At 72.2% G+C, this 16,435-nt stretch carries 16 protein-coding genes and 1 pseudogene; 10 read left to right on the plus strand and 7 right to left on the minus strand.

All coding sequences use genetic code 11. The annotated features are described in order from the left end of the window. Positions 1–100: 100 nt before the first annotated feature. From PV721_RS13725 to era, 4 genes and pseudogenes are all read left to right on the plus strand, one after another. Positions 101–1,204 (plus strand): GlxA family transcriptional regulator, encoded by a 1,104-nt coding sequence (locus tag PV721_RS13725; RefSeq protein WP_319723769.1) that lies wholly within the window; start codon positions 101–103, stop codon positions 1,202–1,204. 117 nt (positions 1,205–1,321) lie between these two features. Then, on the plus strand, positions 1,322–2,629 hold the full coding sequence (locus PV721_RS13730) for a beta-xylosidase (RefSeq protein WP_319723836.1): 1,308 nt from the start codon (positions 1,322–1,324) through the stop codon (positions 2,627–2,629). A 272-nt stretch (positions 2,630–2,901) separates the two neighbouring features. Further along, positions 2,902–3,213, plus strand: a pseudogene (locus tag PV721_RS13735) (WxL protein peptidoglycan domain-containing protein); the annotation flags it as partial. Between the two features lie 486 nt (positions 3,214–3,699). Then, a complete protein-coding gene (era, locus tag PV721_RS13740; RefSeq protein WP_319723838.1) occupies positions 3,700–4,650 on the plus strand; it encodes a GTPase Era in 951 nt (316 codons plus the stop codon). A 106-nt stretch (positions 4,651–4,756) separates the two neighbouring features. On the opposite strand, the gene PV721_RS13745 is transcribed toward era, so the two are convergent. The 4 genes from PV721_RS13745 to PV721_RS13760 all read right to left on the minus strand — a co-directional run bounded on the left by PV721_RS13745 (position 4,757) and on the right by PV721_RS13760 (position 7,761). Further along, complete coding sequence (locus tag PV721_RS13745) at positions 4,757–5,443, minus strand: class I SAM-dependent methyltransferase (protein ID WP_319723771.1); 687 nt, start codon at positions 5,441–5,443, stop codon at positions 4,757–4,759. A gap of 107 nt (positions 5,444–5,550) precedes the next feature. After that, on the minus strand, positions 5,551–6,381 hold the full coding sequence (locus tag PV721_RS13750; protein ID WP_319723774.1) for a GNAT family N-acetyltransferase: 831 nt from the start codon (positions 6,379–6,381) through the stop codon (positions 5,551–5,553). Between the two features lie 27 nt (positions 6,382–6,408). Continuing rightward, the gene (locus PV721_RS13755) at positions 6,409–6,678 is read right to left on the minus strand and encodes a protealysin inhibitor emfourin (RefSeq protein WP_319723776.1); all 270 of its coding nucleotides are present in this window, start codon (positions 6,676–6,678) and stop codon (positions 6,409–6,411) included. A 9-nt stretch (positions 6,679–6,687) separates the two neighbouring features. After that, the gene (locus tag PV721_RS13760) at positions 6,688–7,761 is read right to left on the minus strand and encodes a M4 family metallopeptidase (protein ID WP_319723778.1); all 1,074 of its coding nucleotides are present in this window, start codon (positions 7,759–7,761) and stop codon (positions 6,688–6,690) included. Positions 7,762–8,127: 366 nt separating this feature from the next. Between PV721_RS13760 and leuA the strand changes: the two genes are divergently transcribed. Next, entirely contained in the window at positions 8,128–9,891 is a 1,764-nt protein-coding gene (gene leuA, locus PV721_RS13765; RefSeq protein WP_319723780.1) for a 2-isopropylmalate synthase, read from the plus strand. A gap of 73 nt (positions 9,892–9,964) precedes the next feature. On the opposite strand, the gene PV721_RS13770 is transcribed toward leuA, so the two are convergent. After that, positions 9,965–10,723 (minus strand): SDR family NAD(P)-dependent oxidoreductase, encoded by a 759-nt coding sequence (locus tag PV721_RS13770; RefSeq protein WP_319723782.1) that lies wholly within the window; start codon positions 10,721–10,723, stop codon positions 9,965–9,967. Between the two features lie 215 nt (positions 10,724–10,938). Between PV721_RS13770 and PV721_RS13775 the strand changes: the two genes are divergently transcribed. Beyond that, positions 10,939–11,634, plus strand: coding sequence for a TerB family tellurite resistance protein (locus PV721_RS13775; protein ID WP_319723784.1), 696 nt, complete (start codon positions 10,939–10,941; stop codon positions 11,632–11,634). On the opposite strand, the gene PV721_RS13780 is transcribed toward PV721_RS13775, so the two are convergent. Next, positions 11,631–11,804, minus strand: coding sequence for a hypothetical protein (locus PV721_RS13780; RefSeq protein ID WP_319723786.1), 174 nt, complete (start codon positions 11,802–11,804; stop codon positions 11,631–11,633). The two genes, PV721_RS13775 and PV721_RS13780, sit on opposite strands and share 4 nt — an antisense overlap. Then, a complete protein-coding gene (locus tag PV721_RS13785) occupies positions 11,801–11,992 on the minus strand; it encodes a hypothetical protein (RefSeq protein ID WP_319723788.1) in 192 nt (63 codons plus the stop codon). Before PV721_RS13785 ends, PV721_RS13780 begins: the two co-directional genes overlap by 4 nt. Before the next feature lie 99 nt (positions 11,993–12,091). On the opposite strand from PV721_RS13785, the gene PV721_RS13790 reads away from it, so the two are divergent. From PV721_RS13790 to PV721_RS13805, 4 genes are all read left to right on the plus strand, one after another. Next, positions 12,092–12,589 carry a TetR/AcrR family transcriptional regulator gene (locus PV721_RS13790; RefSeq protein ID WP_319723790.1) on the plus strand — a complete coding sequence of 166 codons (498 nt, stop codon included), beginning with the start codon at positions 12,092–12,094 and terminating at the stop codon, positions 12,587–12,589. 570 nt (positions 12,590–13,159) lie between these two features. After that, the gene (locus tag PV721_RS13795) at positions 13,160–14,707 is read left to right on the plus strand and encodes a nucleobase:cation symporter-2 family protein (protein ID WP_319723792.1); all 1,548 of its coding nucleotides are present in this window, start codon (positions 13,160–13,162) and stop codon (positions 14,705–14,707) included. A 119-nt stretch (positions 14,708–14,826) separates the two neighbouring features. Then, the gene (gene recO / locus PV721_RS13800; protein ID WP_319723794.1) at positions 14,827–15,573 is read left to right on the plus strand and encodes a DNA repair protein RecO; all 747 of its coding nucleotides are present in this window, start codon (positions 14,827–14,829) and stop codon (positions 15,571–15,573) included. A gap of 11 nt (positions 15,574–15,584) precedes the next feature. Continuing rightward, on the plus strand, positions 15,585–16,406 hold the full coding sequence (locus PV721_RS13805; protein ID WP_319723796.1) for an isoprenyl transferase: 822 nt from the start codon (positions 15,585–15,587) through the stop codon (positions 16,404–16,406). The last annotated feature ends 29 nt before the right edge of the window (positions 16,407–16,435 follow it).

Here is a 16,435-nt window from a genome sequence, read left to right on the forward strand (position 1 = left end):
GGGCTGGGGGTGGGGGCTGTCTGCGTCACGCGGACAGCCTCCGGCCGGGAGGGCCCCGCACGACAGTGGCCTGAACGACACCCTTCGATATGATCGGGCCATGAGCCCGCACCGCGTCGTCGTCCTCGCGCTCACCGGGCTGCTGCCCTTCGAGCTCGGCATCCCGCACCGGATCTTCGGCCGTGCCAAGGACTCCGCCGGAAAGCCGCTGTACGAGATCCGCACCTGCGCCCTGGCTCCCGGGCCGGTGCACACGGACGCCGATTTCGCCGTTCAGGTCGAGCACGGCCCCGAGCTGCTGGCCACGGCAGACACCGTGGTGGTGCCCGCCTCCTACGAGCTGGGGCCGGTGTACGAGGAGGGCCGGCTGAGCGACGAGCTCGCCGCGGCGCTGGCGCACATCCGGCCCGGGACGCGGCTCGTCTCCATCTGCACGGGCGGGTACGTGCTGGCCGCCGCCGGTTTCCTGGACGGCCGCCCGGCCACCACCCACTGGTTCCACGCCGAGCACTTCCAGCGGCTCTTCCCGTCCGTGCGGGTGGACGCCGACGTGCTCTACACCGACGACGGGGACGTGCTGACCTCGGCCGGGGTCGCCGCCGGCATCGACCTGTGCCTGCACATCGTGCGCCGCGACCACGGCGCGGCCGTCGCCAACGACGTGGCCCGGCGGACCGTCGTACCGCCGCACCGGGACGGCGGGCAGGCCCAGTTCATCGAACGCCCGGTGCCGCAGCCGCAGCTGGCCAGCACCGCGGCGGCCCGCGCCTGGGTGCTGGACCGGCTGCACGAGCCGGTGCGGCTGATCGACCTGGCCCGGCAGGAGGCCATGTCGGTACGGACGTTCACGCGCAGGTTCCGCGAGGAGGCCGGGATCAGCCCCGGCGAGTGGATCGTCGGGCAGCGCGTGGAACGGGCCCGGCGGCTGCTGGAGCGGACGGACCTGCCGATGGAACAGGTCGCCCGGGAGACGGGCTTCGGGACGGCGCAGTCGCTGCGCAAGCACGTGCAGGCGGCGCTGGGGGTCAGCCCGACGGCGTACCGGCGCACGTTCCGCGCGTCGGGCGGGGATGCGGGCGGGGGCACGGGCATGGGCACGGGCATGGGCATGGGCATGGGCGGGGATGCGGGCGAAGAAGGACGTGGGGCAGGCACCCTGCCATCTCCTGATGGGCCATCAGTCGATGCCGGATCCGTGCATTGACTTCTCCCGCCGCCCGCTCGTGAATGGCCCCCTGCGCAGGGGCTCGGCGCGAGGGAACCCAGGGGGCGGGCAGTGCGAACAGGGGCGCGGAAGCGGAGATGGTCGGCCGCCGTCGGCATGGCGGTGCTCGCCGCCACGACCGGGGGCGCCCTGAGCGCACCGGCCGCGGCCGAGGGGGAGGCGCCGCCCGGCCAGGTGGAGTTCCCGACGCACTGCCTGCCGCCCCAGGAGGCCGGACTCCCGCCCGCCGACGGGCCGACCACCGCCCGGATCACCGTCGACGACCCGGCTCCGCAGGTCGGCGACACCGTCACCGTGACCTACCAGGTGCTCCGGACCCCCGCCGTGCCACCCCTGGAGCCGAACGCGGCCGGCGGCGAACTTCCCGCCGACGTGCTGACCCCGACCGGCCGGATCGTGCTGGCGGGCGCCCAGGGCGGCGAGGTCACCGTCGTCGGGGCCAAGCGCAACGACCCCGTCCGGGCGGGCGAGCCCCTTCCCCCCGTCACCATGACCGGCACCTTCACCGTCACCGCGCCCGGTGAGATCACCCTCGCCCCGGGCAGCTACACCCTGCACACCAGCCACCTGCTGGACCTCGACACCACCTGCACCGCCGCGGCGCCGTCCGCCACCCCCGTCTCCGCACGCCTGACCGCGACCGAGCTGCCCACGGCCAACCTGCGCAGCGTCTTCCTCGCGGCGGCCCACGGAAAGCCGGGCGCCAAGGTCAAGGTCACCGCCGCCGGCTTCCCCCCGGGCGCGGCCGTGACGGTGGCCGGACGGGCCGGCGCCGCCGAAACCGCCGACCGGGTGAGCGCCACCGCAGACGAACGGGGCACGGCCCTGGTGGAGTTGCCGGTCACGGACAAGGCCACCACCGCGGTGATCGCCTACGAGGGCCCGGCCTGGTCGGCGACCCGGGGCTCCGGCCCGGCCGCGTACACCGTCATCGACGCCACCCCGGCGACGGCGGGCACCCGCAAGGTCACGGCCACCGTCGAACCGGGCGCCCTCGGCATGACCCAGGCCGACGAGGACATCACCCTCGGCGCCGTCCCGTACGGCGACGGCGGCGCCGCCCCCGGCCGGATCGGGACCGTGACCGTCACCGACGCCCGAGGCGGCCCGGCCGGCTGGTCCCTGACCGGCAAGGTCACCGACTTCACGGGACCGGGCGGAGTGCGCATCCCGGGCGCGTCCCTGTCCTGGACCCCGGCCTGCGTGGCGGCCGCGGGCAGCCCGAGCGCCTGTACGCCGGGCAGCGCGGGCGCGGTCGGCCCGGAGGGGGCCCTGCTGGCCTCCACCGCCGACGCCCCGCTGGTCGGCGGAACCTTCACGGTCGACGCCACGGTGACCCTGCGGGTCCCGCCGTACACCCCGCCGGGGGCGTACACGGCAGTCCTGACCCTGACCCTGTCGTGACGCTCCGCCTGCCGCTGCCGCTGCCGCTGCCGCTGCCGGTGCCGCTGCGCGGGGCCTTTCCCCCACCCCGCCCCTTCCCGGAACCGGGCTCTGCCCGGACCCGGTTCTCGAACGCCGGACGGGCTGAAAGGCAGCCCCGCCGGCGTTTGCGGACCGGGGTCTGGGGCGGAGCCCCAGGACGGCTCCGCGCAGCGGTGGCCCTGCTCGTCACCGCCGGGCTCCTCTTCCTGCTCGCCGCGCCGGCCGCCGCCGCAGACAACGGGCAGTGGTCCGTGCTGCCCGTTGCGACGGGCGTCGGCCGGCGGCCGTACTTCTACCTCGCCGCCGCGCCCGGCCAGGCCGTCACCGACGCCGTCACCGTGACCAACCGCACCGACCGGCCCCGCACCTTCCGGCTCTACGCCGCCGACGCCCACAACACCGCCCGCGACGGCGGCTTCGCGCTGCGCGGGCCCGACGAGCCGCGCCGGGCCACCGCCGCCTGGACGAAGCTCGACCGGGAGCAGGTGACCGTACCGGCCCGGGGGTCGGTCCACGTCGGCTTCACCCTCACCGTCCCCGACCGGGCGGAGCCCGGGGACCACCCCGGCGCCGTCGTGGCCCTGGAGGACCGGCCCGCCGCCGGCGCCCCGGGCATCGGCGTCCAGCAGGCCGTCGCCGCCCGGGTGTACCTGCGGGTGAGCGGCCCGACCGCGGCCGCCCTCGCGGTCGAGGGGGTCTCCGTGCACCGCCGCGGCACGGGCGCGGAGATCTCGTACACGCTCCGCAACACCGGCAACGTCACCCTCCGCCCGCGCGCGGTCCTCACCGCCTCCGGCGCCCTCGGCCGCACGCTGCTGGAGCGCGAGCTCACCGCGCTGCCCGCCGAACTGCTGCCGGGTCAGGAAGTGCGGCTCGGCACCCGCTGGGAGGGTCCGCCCGACGCGGAATGGGCCGAGGTGACGGTGCGCGCCCGGGCCGACGGAACCACAGCTCAGGGCCGCGCAGCCCACGCCGCGCACCCCCTGCTCACGACTGTGCTCGCCCTCACTGCCGTGATCTGGTCGGCGCTGGGAGCCGCATCGGGGAGAATGGCCCGTATGAGCGATCGTTCCCCCGAGTCCACCAGCCCGCACCGTGCGGGCTTCGCCTGCTTCGTCGGCCGCCCCAACGCGGGAAAGTCGACCCTCACCAACGCACTCGTGGGCACCAAGGTCGCGATCACCTCCAACCGGCCGCAGACCACCCGCCACACCGTCCGCGGCATCGTGCACCGCCCCGACGCGCAGCTCGTCCTCGTCGACACGCCCGGCCTCCACAAGCCGCGCACGCTGCTCGGCGAGCGCCTCAACGACGTCGTGCGGACCACCTGGGCCGAGGTCGACGTCATCGGCTTCTGCCTGCCGGCCGACCAGAAGCTCGGCCCCGGCGACAAGTTCATCGCCAAGGAGCTCGCGGGGATCAAGAAGACCCCCAAGATCGCCATCATCACCAAGACCGACCTGGTCGAGTCCAAGGTGGTGGGTGAGCAGCTCATCGCCGTCCACCAGCTCGCCGAGGAGCTGGGCTTCGAGTGGGCCGAGATCGTCCCCGTCTCGGCGGTCGGCGACAGCCAGGTCCAGCTGCTGGCCGACCTGATCGCGCCGCTGCTGCCGGAGAGCCCGCCGCTGTACCCGGAGGGCGACCTCACCGACGAGCCCGAGATGGTGATGGTCGCGGAACTGATCCGCGAGGCCGCGCTGGAAGGCGTACGGGACGAGCTCCCGCACTCCATCGCCGTGGTCGTCGAGGAGATGATCCCCCGGGAGAACCGCCCGGCCGACCGCCCGCTGCTCGACATCCACGCCAACGTCTACATCGAGCGGCCGAGCCAGAAGGGCATCATCATCGGCCCGAAGGGCTCCCGCCTGAAGGAGGTCGGGATGAAGTCGCGCAAGCACATCGAGGCGCTGCTCGGGACCCCGGTCTTCCTCGACCTCCACGTGAAGGTCGCCAAGGACTGGCAGCGGGACCCCAAGCAGCTCCGCAAGCTCGGCTTCTAGCCCGCCGGACGCGCCCCTCGCACCGCTCGGCCCCGGCGGGCCGCGCGGGCTTCGGGGCGCCGCGCCGGACCCCCGTCCGGCGGTCCCGCGGAGGGGCGTGGGCGCGTCAGCGCAGCCGCCGCGCCTTCACCACGTTGTCCGGACGGGTCCCGGGCCGGCCGTCGGGCCCGTCCAGGGGCTGTACGTGTTCCTCCGCGCGCAGGACCTCCCACGCGCCCTCCGCCAGCTCCAGCTGCGCGAGGACCTCGTCCGGGGTGGGGAGGCCGATGTCCGCGTGCCGGTCCGGGTCCCAGGACGGCCCGCCCGCGTGGCCGACCACCAGCAGGACCCCGCCCGGGGCCACGGCTGCGGCGGCCGTGCGCAGGACCCGGGCGCGCGGGAAGTCCCCGTAGTTGTGCAGGAAGCACGCCGAGACGAGGTCGAACTCCCCGTCGGGGAAGGACTCGGTGAAGTCGTGCCGCTGCCACTCCACCAGGTCGCCCACCCCCGCCTCGGCGGCGTGCTCGGCCGCCCGGCCGAGGGCGACCTTCGAGATGTCGGTGCCGGTGACCCGCCACCCCCGGCGGGCGAGCCAGACGGCGTCGGCGCCCTCGCCGCAGCCGAGGTCCAGGGCCCGGCCGGGGGAGAGTTCCTGGACCTCGCGGACCAGGGCCGCGTTGGGGTTGCCGCTCCAGATGCGCGTGCTCTCGCCGTAGCGCTCGTCCCAGAACTCCGCGCCGCCCTCGCGCGGGGCGCCGGGGGCGTGGGCGTGCTCGTGTGCGTGCTGCTGTGCGTCGTGTTCGTGCTTCGGCATGGGGGCCTCTTCCGCTCCGGGTCTCGGTGGCCCCGATGCTCCGCCCGGACCGGCACTCACGGCAAACCCTGTTGCCGGTCCGGCAAAAGCATCCGGGGCGACCGTGCCTACGCGGCGCCGGCCGGCGGCTCCGCGATCAGGGCCGTCGCCACCCGGCGGAAGCCGATGCGGCCGTAGATGCGGGCCACGTCCTCGTCGCCCGCCGAGAGGAAGACCGTACGGGCGCCGCGCGCGCGGGCCTCCACGACCAGCGCGGCCGTGACCCCCAGGGCCAGGCCCTGGCGGCGGGCCGACGGCAGGGTGCCGACGCCCACCACCTCGGCGACGTCCCCGACCGGGTTGTACATGCCGGAGCAGAGCACGACGCCGTCCCGTACGGCCGCGGCCATCGCCGCGGTGCCCGCCGCCAGCTTTCCGGACACCCGGGACCGGCCCTCCTCGGCCGAGGGCTGCGCCATCGCCGCCGCCAGTTCCGCGGGTCCCGCCTCGCCCACCGCGGTGCCCGCGGCGGAGAAGGCCAGGGCCGGGACCGTCACCGCGGCGGTCAGCAGCGGGTCGTCCACGCCGAGCAGACGGACCTCCGGATGCGGGGGGAGGACTTCGGCCGAGGGGTCCAGCACCATCAGCGGATGGGCGTGGACGTACAGGCCCGCCGCTTCCACCGCGGCCCGGAGCGAGGGGCTGGTTTCGGCCACCCACTCGAAGGCCTCGGGGATCCCGAGCTCCCGTTGACGGGACAGCACCCGCCGGACGTCCTCCGCGGTCGCGTCGCCGGAGCCGCCGAGGGCGGGCCGCGCGTAGTACGGCCAGCCCGTGCCCTCCTGGACGAACAGGGTCAGCGGGCCGAAGTCCTCGGCCCGCGCCCCGCCCACCCGCGGCACCGTGTCGTAGTACCGCTCCAGCTCGGACAGCGTCGAATCGATCATGTGGTCGGTCATCCGGACATCCAAGCAAAGCGGGGCTGCTCAGGCACCTTCTTTCAGGACCCGCGAGATCAGCGACCGCTGCGCCTCCGACAGGCCCGGCTCGGCGCAGGAGACGGTCCGCCCGTCCACCGTGATCCGGTACGAGAACCCGTCCCGCACCCGGTCCGCCGGATCGCCCGGCGGACCGGGCCGCAGCGCGAGCTGGGCCAGGGCCCGCCACTCGTCCTCGTCCGGCCGGCCCGAGGTGTCCACCTCGGCCCGGCGCTCGATGCCCGCGAAGCCGCCCGTCCGTACCACCTGAATGCGCATGGGAGCGGTCTACCCCGCGAGCGGGACGCCCACCGCGGACCACGCCTTCTGCAGGGCCTGGTGCTCCGCGCCGCCGTCCCCGTACCGGGTCACGGCCGCCGCCGTCGAGAGCCGGGCGAAGTCCTCGAAGTCGGCGTTCGAGGCGAGCTCCCCGCCGGTCAGGGTGTCGTACCAGATCTGCCCGGCCCGCTCCCAGGCCTTGCCGCCCAGCTCGGTCGCCACGATGTAGAAGGCGTGGTTGGGGATGCCGGAGTTGATGTGGACCCCGCCGTTGTCGCTGTGGGTGTTCACGTAGTCGTCCATCGTGGCCGGCTGCGGGTCCTTGCCGAGCTCGTCGTCGTCGTACGCCGTCCCCGGCGCCTTCATCGAGCGCAGCGCGACCCCGGTCACGTTGGGCCCCAGCAGGCCGGCCCCGATCAGCCAGTCGGCCTGGTCGGCCGTCTGCTCCAGCGAGTACTGCTTGATCAGCGAGCCGAAGACGTCGGACATCGACTCGTTCAGGGCGCCCGACTGCCCGCGGTACCTCAGGTTCGCCGTGTACTGGGTGACCCCGTGGGTCAGCTCGTGCCCGATGACGTCCACCGACACGGTGAAGTCGAGGAAGAGGTCCCCGTCCCCGTCCCCGAAGACCATCTGCTGCCCGTCCCAGAAGGCGTTGTTGTAGTCCTCGTCGTAGTGGACGGTCGCGTCCAGCGGGAGCCCGGCATCGTCGATCGAGCGCCGCCCGAAGCCCTTCAGGAACAGGTCGTACGTCGCCCCGAGCCCCGCGTAGGCGCGGTTGACGGTGGCGTCCCTGCTCAGCGGGTCGCCCTCCCCCCGGACCTTCTTCCCGGGCAGCTGCGTGCGGTGCCCGGCGTCGTAGAGCGTCCGGTTCGGTTCGTCGGAGGCCGGCGCACCGAGCGCGGGCACGATCCCCCGGACGGCGGTGACCCGGCGCCGGGTGCGCAGCAGGGAGTCGCGTTCGAGGGTGCGCTGGGCGAGATCGGCGCGCCGCGCGTCCCCGGACAGGGCGGCCTTGTCGAGGAGGTGCGGCGGCACGACGGTGCAGAAGACGGGATGGCGGTGAGCGTGGGAGGCATCCATGCCCGGCAATGTGGCAGTGGGTCATGACGGTGTCACTACCTGCGACCATGATTCATTCGCTTGTCTGAAAGCGGTGGCGCCGGATTGACGGATCACCCTGACCCGGGCGCTTTGAAAGAGGCTTAGCTCACATTTGGGGCAAATCGGACGCCAGGGTCTTGCATACTGAAACAGGTCCTCGCGTCACCGCGCGGCTCGGCTAGGGTCGGTCCATCATGCGTTTCGGGCTGCTTCTCCTTAGCTGCCGCGGCGAGGGTCTGTAGTCGTAGGCCGGCCCCCTCCCCGCGGAGTTTGGTGTTGCGGTTTTTACGACCGCCGTCGGCCGTTCCAGCGAACTACACGCGGACACGCGAGGAGCCCAACGCCATGAGCCAGCAGCCTTTTGTCGGTCGCCCCACGCCCATCACCAACGCGACCCACACCCAGAAGTCCTCCGGGATGCCGATCCACAAGTACGGCGCGTACGAGCAGGTGGACATCCCGGACCGCACGTGGCCCGATGCCCGCGTCACCAAGGCTCCCCGCTGGCTGTCGACCGACCTGCGGGACGGCAACCAGTCGCTGATCGACCCGATGACCCCCGCCCGCAAGCGCGAGATGTTCGACCTGCTGGTGCGCATGGGCTACAAGGAGATCGAGGTCGGCTTCCCGTCCTCCGGCGAGACCGACTTCGCCTTCGTGCGCTCCATCATCGAAGAGGGCGCGATCCCGGACGACGTCACCATCTCCGTACTGACCCAGGCCCGCGAGGACCTGATCGAGCGGACCGTGGAGTCCCTGGTCGGCGCCAAGCGCGCCACCGTGCACCTGTACAACGCGACCGCGCCCACCTTCCGCCGGGTCGTCTTCCGCGGCTCCAAGGAGCAGATCAAGCAGATCGCCGTCGAGGGCACCCGCCTGGTCATGGAGTACGCCGAGAAGCTGCTGGGCCCGGAGACCACCTTCGGCTACCAGTACAGCCCGGAGATCTTCACCGACACCGAGCTGGACTTCGCCCTGGAGGTCTGCGAGGCCGTCTGCGACGTCTGGCAGCCGGCCGAGGGCCGCGAGATCATCCTGAACCTGCCCGCGACCGTGGAGCGCTCCACGCCGTCCACGCACGCGGACCGCTTCGAGTGGATGGCCCGCAACCTGACCCGCCGCGAGCACGTCTGCATCTCCGTGCACCCGCACAACGACCGCGGCACCGCCGTCGCCGCCGCCGAGCTGGCCCTGATGGCCGGCGCCGACCGCATCGAGGGCTGCCTGTTCGGGCAGGGTGAGCGCACCGGCAACGTCGACCTGATCACGCTGGGCATGAACCTGTTCTCCCAGGGCATCGACCCGCAGATCGACTTCTCGCAGATCGACGAGATCCGTCGCACCAGCGAGTACTGCAACCAGATGGAGGTCCACCCGCGCCACCCCTACGCGGGCGACCTGGTCTACACCGCCTTCTCCGGCTCCCACCAGGACGCCATCAAGAAGGGCTTCGACGCCATGGAGGCCGACGCGGCCGCCCAGGGCAAGACCGTCGACGACATCGAGTGGGCGGTCCCGTACCTGCCCATCGACCCGAAGGACGTCGGCCGCTCCTACGAGGCGGTCATCCGGGTCAACTCGCAGTCCGGCAAGGGCGGCATCGCGTACGTCCTGAAGAACGACCACAAGCTGGACCTGCCGCGCCGCATGCAGATCGAGTTCTCCCGGATCATCCAGGCCAAGACCGACGCCGAGGGCGGCGAGGTCACCCCGAAGGCGATCTGGTCGGTCTTCCAGGACGAGTACCTGCCCAACCCGGAGAACCCGTGGGGCCGGATCCAGCTGCGCTCCGGTTCGACGGCCACCGACAAGGACGGCACGGACACGCTGACCGTCGAGGCGGTCGTGGACGGCGTGGAGATGGTCCTGGCCGGTACCGGCAACGGCCCGATCTCGGCCTTCTTCGACGCGCTGGCCGGCATCGGCATCGACGCCCGCCTGCTGGACTACACCGAGCACACCATGAGCGAGGGTGCCTCCGCCGTGGCCGCCTCGTACATCGAGTGCGCGATCGACGGCCGCGTCCTGTGGGGCATCGGCATCGACGCCAACACCACCCGCGCCTCCCTGAAGGCGGTCATCTCCGCCGTCAACCGCGCGGGCCGCTGACCCCCCGGAGCCCCTCGCCCGTACGTGTGCCCCGTCCCTCCTTGCGGAGGGGCGGGGCCCCGTCGTTCTCGGCTCAGCGGGCCAGGTAGCCGCCGTCCACCGGCAGCACCACGCCCGTCACGAACGAGGCCGCGTCGGAGGCCAGGAAGGCGATGACCCGGGCCACCTCCTCCGGCTCGCCGAGCCGGCCCATCGGGTGCGCCCCCGCGATCTCCTCCAGGTACTCCGGCCCGCCCGGCTCGTCCTTCAGCGCGACCACCCGCTCCGTACGGATGGTCCCCGGTGCCACCGCGTTGACCCGGATCCCGCGCGCGGCCCACTCCACCGCGAGGTGCTTGGTCAGCCCCGAGGCGACGAACTTCGCCGGTCCGTACGCCGCCTGGCGCGCCTGCCCGGCCACCCCCGAGATCGAGGACACGCAGACCAGCGCCCCGCCGGGCCGCGGCTGCGTGGTCATCGCCTCGATGGCGTACTTGCAGGTCAGGAACATGCCCCGGCCGTCGACGGCCATGACGTGGTCCCAGTCCTCCGGACTGGTCTCCCGTACGTCCGAAAGAGGGAGCACCCCGGCGTTCGCCACGGCGACGTCGAGGCGCCCGTAGGCGTCGACGGCGGCGGCGACCATCGCGCGGTTGGCCTCCGGATCGGACACGTCACCGGCGACCGCCGTGACGGCGCACCCCTCCGCGGCCAATTCCGTACGCAGGGACTCCACCCCGGGGCCGTTGATATCGGCCGCGGTGACCCTGGCCCCGGAGCGGGCCAGCAGCACGGCGGTGGCCCGGCCGATCCCGCTCGCGGCGCCGGTCACCAGACACGACTTCTCTTTCATGCGGCCGACCTTAGGGGGAGCGCGGCGGAAGCACGGGGAGGACAGGGGCGGACGCGGGGGCGCAGATCGGCCAAGTGCGCGCCCCGGCACATGTTGTCTTGTCACACGACTGACGCATCCTCATCGATGTGGCTAACATCACGCCAACCCGGCGATGCTGCCGTGGGGGTCCCTCCCGTGCCCGCGGGGCGACGGGGGAGTTACGGAGGTGCGACGTGCTGCCAGTTCGGGGTGGGGACGGCCGGAAGCTGACGGTCTGGGGCATCCGTACCACCTGGAGCACCGTGGGCGACGGGGAGTTCTTCTGCCCCGCCTGCGGTGGAGACCGCAACTACCGCAGGCGCACCGGGCGACGCCGGTTCACCGTCGTCGGGGTGCCGCTGCTGCCGCGCGGGCAGGCCGGGCCCGTCGTCGAGTGCCAGGGCTGCCGCACCCGGTTCGACACCGACGTCCTGGACCACCTCACCACCACCCGCTTCACGGCCCTGCTGCGCGACGCCGTGCACACCGTCGCGCTGGCCGTGCTGACCGCGGGCGGGACGGCCTCACGCAGCGCGCTGGAGGCCGCGGTGGCCGCCGTGCGGGCCGCGGGCTTCCCGGACTGCACCGAGGAACAGCTGGAGTCCCTCGTGGAGGCCCTGTCCACCGACGAGGGCCGGCTCGGGCTGTACGACGTCCCGGAGTGCTGCGGGGCCGCGCTGTCGATAGAGCTCCACGAGGCCCTGGAACCGCTGGCCCCGCACCTGGCGGGCCCGGGCCGCGAGTCGATCCTGCTGCAGGGCGCCCGCATCGCGCTCGCGGACGGCCCGTACACCCCGGCCGAGCGCGAGGTGCTCGCCACCGTCGGCGCGGCGCTGCGGATCGGCGCGGGCGAGGTGGAGCTGCTGCTGTCGGCGGTGCGCGCACCCTAGGGGGCGTCCTGCGCCCCGGCCGGGGGCGTCTGCGCGATGAACCGGCGCAGAGCCGTGCAGAGGCCCGCCGGGTTGTCCAGCGGGATCAGGGTGCGGGCCTCGGGGATCTCCTCGTACCGGCCGTGCGGCAGCAGATCTGCGAGCCGGCGGCCGGTCTCGGGCGGCATCATGCGGTCCTCCGCCCCCAGGCGACGAGGGCCGGACGGTCGAAGGCGCGCAGCCGCTCGGCGGCCCGCAGGCACGTGTCCTTGCGGGTGCTGCGCAGGAACGCGGTGAAGTCGCGGCGGACGGCGGGGTCGGTCAGCAGCGGGCGGTACCAGCGGCGGACGAGTTCGTGCGGGATCGGCCGCTTGGCCATGCCGCCCAGCGAGCCTTACAGGCCGGCGAGGAAGGGCGACCGGAAGGACTGCAGGAGCAGGAAGATCTGTTCCGGCGCCAGGGCTACGCGGCCACCGGCATGAAGCAGATCGTGGCGACGGCCGGGGCCCCGTACGGATCCGCGTACCACTTCTTCCCGGGCGGCAAGGCCCAGCTGGGGGAGGAGGTCGTGCGCACCTCGGGGGCGGCCTATCTGGCCCTGATCGGTGAGCTGTTCGGCGAGGGCGCGGGGACCGATCCCGTGGAGGCCACCCGCGAGGCCTTCCTGGGCGCGGCCGCGACCCTGGAGTCGCTGGACTTCGCCGACCCGTGCCCCATCGCCACGGTCGCCCTGGAGGTGGCCGGTACGCACGAGGGGCTGCGACGGGCCACGGCGGAGGTGTTCGCCTCCTGGATCGACGCCCTGGCGGTCTCCTACGCCTCCCGCGGCGTCGGCTCCGCGCGGGCCACGGCGACCTCGGTGATCGCCCTCCTGGAAGGGGCCTTCATGCTCGGCCGCGCGAACCGTTCCCCGGAGCCGGTGCTCACGGCGGCTCCGGCGGCGGCCGCGATCGTGTCGGCGGCGTTCCGGAATTGACCCCTTCTCCCCTCGCCGGGGGAGCATGTCCCGGAAAACGTACAACTCATACCGGAAACCGTACGAACTGCGGCGAATGCAGGTAACGATCCGGCCTCGCGCACGTGAACCGAGTACCGCCGACGTTCGTGCAATGGGTGGAGTCGCACCCTCCGCGCTCGGTGGATCACCCAATCGAATGGCCGGAATCGTGCGCTCAGGTTTGCGCCACGGAATGACGTGAACCATGCGCTGGCTGGTCACGGCGGGTGGTATTCGCAGTTGCGCATCAGGAACGGACATCTCGGCAGAATCTGGCCATACTCCGCCGACGCGCTGTGCGCCATGGGAGAACCCTCCAAAGCGAAGATCGTCAAGCCTCAACACTTTGTGGAAGTCGACGATATCTGTGAGCGTCCCCACAGGCGTTCAATTCCGGTCACACGGGGAGACGCGGCCGGTAACACAGTCGGGCTTCGATTCACGTGAACGTACTGACAACCCTGGCGGAAAACGGGATAGCGACCCACTCCGGCCAGGGATAACCAGAGATTCCTCTCAGTTACCTACCTTTTGAAGGGCAAGGCAGAGATGGCACGTGTCGCCGCCCGGCTTTCCGCCGATGGAGAGCAGAGCACGCACCCGGTCGACGAGGTGCTCCCCCTCCCCAAGCTCGCGCTGTACGGCTTCCAGCACGTACTCGCCTTCTACGCCGGTGCGGTGATCGTCCCGATCATCGTCGGCAACGCGCTGAAGCTGAGCCCTGAACAGCTGGTCTACCTGATCAACGCGGACCTCTTCACCTGCGGCATCGCCTCGATCATCCAGGCCTGGGGCATCGGCCGGATCGGTGCGCGACTCCCGCTGATCCAGGGCGTGACCTTCACCGCCGTGTCCCCGATGATCGCCATCGGCCTCGGTGCGGGCGGCGGAACAGCCGCCCTGCTGGTCATCTACGGCGCGGTCATCACGGCCGGCATCGCCACCTTCGCCTTCGCCTGGCTGCCCGCCAAGGCGTTCCGGACGGTCATGCGGCTGTTCCCGCCGGTCGTCACCGGCACGGTCATCACGGTGCTGGGCATCGTCCTGATCCCGGTCGGTCTCAACGACGCGGCGGGCGGCCTCGGCAGCCCCGACTTCGGGGACCCGAAGAATTTCGCCTACGCCGGCGGCACGATGCTCTTCATCCTGATCCTGATGAAGCTCGGCAAGCAGTTCCTCTCCAGCATCTCCATCCTGCTCGGCCTGGTGGTCGGCACCGCGGTGGCCTTCCTCCTCGGGGACGCGAAGTTCGGCGACGTGAGCAAGTCCGACTGGGTCGGTGTCACCACCCCGTTCCACTTCGGCGTCCCGAAGTTCGAGTGGTTCCCGATCGTCCTGATGCTCATCGTCATGCTGATCACCATGGTCGAGACGACCGGTGACACCTACGCCGTCGGCGACATCGTCGGCAAGGACGTCGACAGCGAGACCGTGGCTCGCGCCCTGCGTGCCGACGGCGCCGCCACCGCCCTCGGCGGCGTCCTCAACTCCTTCCCGTACGTCGCCTTCGCCGAGAACGTCGGCCTGGTGCGGATGACGAAGGTGAAGAGCCGGTTCGTGGTCGTCGCCGCCGGTGTGTTCATGATCATCCTGGGTCTGCTGCCCAAGGCCGCCGCGATCGTCGCCGCCGTCCCGCACGGAGTCCTCGGCGGCGCCGCGACCGTCATGTTCGCCATGGTCGCCCTCGCCGGTATCCAGACCCTGGCCAAGGTGGACCTCAAGGAGGAGAAGAACGCGCTGATCGTCGGCGTCTCCCTCGCCTTCGCCCTGCTCCCCGCGACCGTCCCGGTGTTCTTCACCAAGTACATGGACGCGGACCTGGCCTCGCTCCTGAACAGCGGTGTCACCCTCGGTGCCACGGCCGCCATCGTCCTCAACCTGGTCTTCAACGGCCTGGCCAAGGACGACGCCCACGGCGCCCCGGTCGCCCCCGTCGCGCCCAAGGCTTCTGACGCCCCCGAGGCTTCTGACGCCTCCAAGGCCTCCGACGCCCTCGAGGCTTCGGACGCGCCCAAGGCCGAGCTGCCCGCCCAGCCCGTGGCCGCCCCGGCCGGCGCCGAGAAGGCGGACGACGCGGAGACGTCCTCCGCCGGCTGATCCTCCCAAGGGGTGGTGGCCCCTCGTCCGGACCTCCCCCAGCCACCGCTGGGGGGTGCGTCCGGGCGAGGGGCCATTGCTGTCCCCGCGCGGGTGCCCGCGCAGGCGACAATGGGCGCATGAGTCTGTTCCGCGACGACGGCATCGTGCTGCGCACCCAGAAGCTGGGTGAGGCGGACCGCATCATCACGCTGCTCACCCGGGGCCACGGCCGGGTGCGGGCCGTCGCCCGCGGAGTCCGGCGGACGAAGTCCAAGTTCGGCGCCGGGCTGGAACCTTTCTCCCACGCCGACGTGCAGTTCTTCGCCCGCGGCAGCGAACTGATCGGCCGCAGCCTCCCGCTCTGCACCCAGACCCAGATCATCGCCCCGTACGGCAACGGCATCGTCACCGACTACGCCCGCTACACCGCCGGCACCGCGATGCTGGAGACCGCCGAGCGGTTCACCGAGAACGAGGGCGAGCCCTCCGTGCAGCAGTACCTGCTGCTCGTCGGCGCCCTGCGCACGCTCTCGCGCGGCGAACACGAACCGAACCTCATCCTCGACGCCTTCCTGCTGCGCTCCCTCGCCGTCAACGGCTATGCGCCCAGCTTCGACGACTGCGCGAAGTGCGGGATCCACGGCCCCAACCGGCACTTCTCCGTCGGCGCGGGCGGGGTCATATGCGGGGACTGCCGGGTGCCCGGCAGCGTCGTACCCTCGTCTGAGGCCATCGCCCTGCTCAGCGCCCTGCTGACGGGCGACTGGGGGCATGCCGACGCGTGCGAGGCGCGTCACGTGCGGGAGGGCAGCGGGCTGGTCTCCGCCTATCTGCACTGGCATCTGGAGCGCGGGCTACGCTCCCTGCGATACGTCGAGAAATAGGAGCTGGGCACATGGCACGACGCGGGATTCTGGGGCGCTCTCGCCGCGAGTACAAGGTTCCCGAGCCGCACCCGTCCGGTGAGCGCCCGCCGAAGATCCCCGGCGAGCTCGTCCCGAACCACGTCGCGGTCGTCATGGACGGCAACGGCCGCTGGGCCAAGGAGCGCGGTCTGCCGCGCACCGAGGGCCACAAGGTCGGCGAGGGCGTCGTGCTCGACGTGCTCAAGGGCTGCCTGGAGATGGGCGTCAAGAACCTCTCCCTGTACGCCTTCTCGACGGAGAACTGGAAGCGCTCGCCCGACGAGGTCCGCTTCCTGATGAACTTCAACCGCGACGTCATCCGGCGCCGCCGCGACGAGATGAACGAGCTGGGCATCCGCATCCGCTGGGTCGGCCGCATGCCGAAGATGTGGAAGTCGGTCGTCCAGGAGCTCCAGGTCGCGCAGGAGCAGACCGTCGACAACGACGCCATGACCCTGTACTTCTGCGTGAACTACGGCGGCCGCGCCGAGATCGCGGACGCGGCGCAGGCGATCGCCCGCGACGTGGCGGCCGGCAGGCTGGACCCGTCGAAGGTCAACGAGAAGACCTTCGCGAAGTACATGTACTACCCGGACATGCCGGACGTGGACCTGTTCCTGCGCCCGAGCGGGGAGCAGCGCACCTCCAACTACCTGCTCTGGCAGAGCGCGTACGCCGAGATGGTCTTCCAGGACGTCCTGTGGCCGGACTTCGACCGGCGCAACCTGTGGGCGGCCTGCCTCGAGTACGCGCAGCGCGACCGCCGCTTCGGCGGCGCCGTCCCCAACCAGCCCGAGGGCCCGAAGGGCTGACCGGGGCTGACGCCTGACCGGTGCTGACC

Source organism: Streptomyces sp. MB09-01 (assembly GCF_033794505.1).
Classification (GTDB): Bacteria; Actinomycetota; Actinomycetes; order Streptomycetales; family Streptomycetaceae; genus Streptomyces.

Bases quoted from the DNA above. Each gene is read 5' to 3' on its own strand.
- PV721_RS13725 (WP_319723769.1), top strand. From the start codon at position 101: ATGAGCCCGCACCGCGTCGTCGTCCTCGCGCTCACCGGGCTGCTGCCC.
- PV721_RS13730 (WP_319723836.1), top strand. From the start codon at position 1,322: ATGGCGGTGCTCGCCGCCACGACCGGGGGCGCCCTGAGCGCACCGGCC.
- era (WP_319723838.1), top strand. From the start codon at position 3,700: ATGGCCCGTATGAGCGATCGTTCCCCCGAGTCCACCAGCCCGCACCGT.
- PV721_RS13745 (WP_319723771.1), bottom strand. From the start codon at position 5,443: ATGCCGAAGCACGAACACGACGCACAGCAGCACGCACACGAGCACGCC.
- PV721_RS13750 (WP_319723774.1), bottom strand. From the start codon at position 6,381: ATGACCGACCACATGATCGATTCGACGCTGTCCGAGCTGGAGCGGTAC.
- PV721_RS13755 (WP_319723776.1), bottom strand. From the start codon at position 6,678: ATGCGCATTCAGGTGGTACGGACGGGCGGCTTCGCGGGCATCGAGCGC.
- PV721_RS13760 (WP_319723778.1), bottom strand. From the start codon at position 7,761: ATGGATGCCTCCCACGCTCACCGCCATCCCGTCTTCTGCACCGTCGTG.
- leuA (WP_319723780.1), top strand. From the start codon at position 8,128: ATGAGCCAGCAGCCTTTTGTCGGTCGCCCCACGCCCATCACCAACGCG.
- PV721_RS13770 (WP_319723782.1), bottom strand. From the start codon at position 10,723: ATGAAAGAGAAGTCGTGTCTGGTGACCGGCGCCGCGAGCGGGATCGGC.
- PV721_RS13780 (WP_319723786.1), bottom strand. From the start codon at position 11,804: ATGATGCCGCCCGAGACCGGCCGCCGGCTCGCAGATCTGCTGCCGCAC.
- PV721_RS13785 (WP_319723788.1), bottom strand. From the start codon at position 11,992: ATGGCCAAGCGGCCGATCCCGCACGAACTCGTCCGCCGCTGGTACCGC.
- PV721_RS13790 (WP_319723790.1), top strand. From the start codon at position 12,092: ATGAAGCAGATCGTGGCGACGGCCGGGGCCCCGTACGGATCCGCGTAC.
- PV721_RS13795 (WP_319723792.1), top strand. From the start codon at position 13,160: ATGGCACGTGTCGCCGCCCGGCTTTCCGCCGATGGAGAGCAGAGCACG.
- recO (WP_319723794.1), top strand. From the start codon at position 14,827: ATGAGTCTGTTCCGCGACGACGGCATCGTGCTGCGCACCCAGAAGCTG.
- PV721_RS13805 (WP_319723796.1), top strand. From the start codon at position 15,585: ATGGCACGACGCGGGATTCTGGGGCGCTCTCGCCGCGAGTACAAGGTT.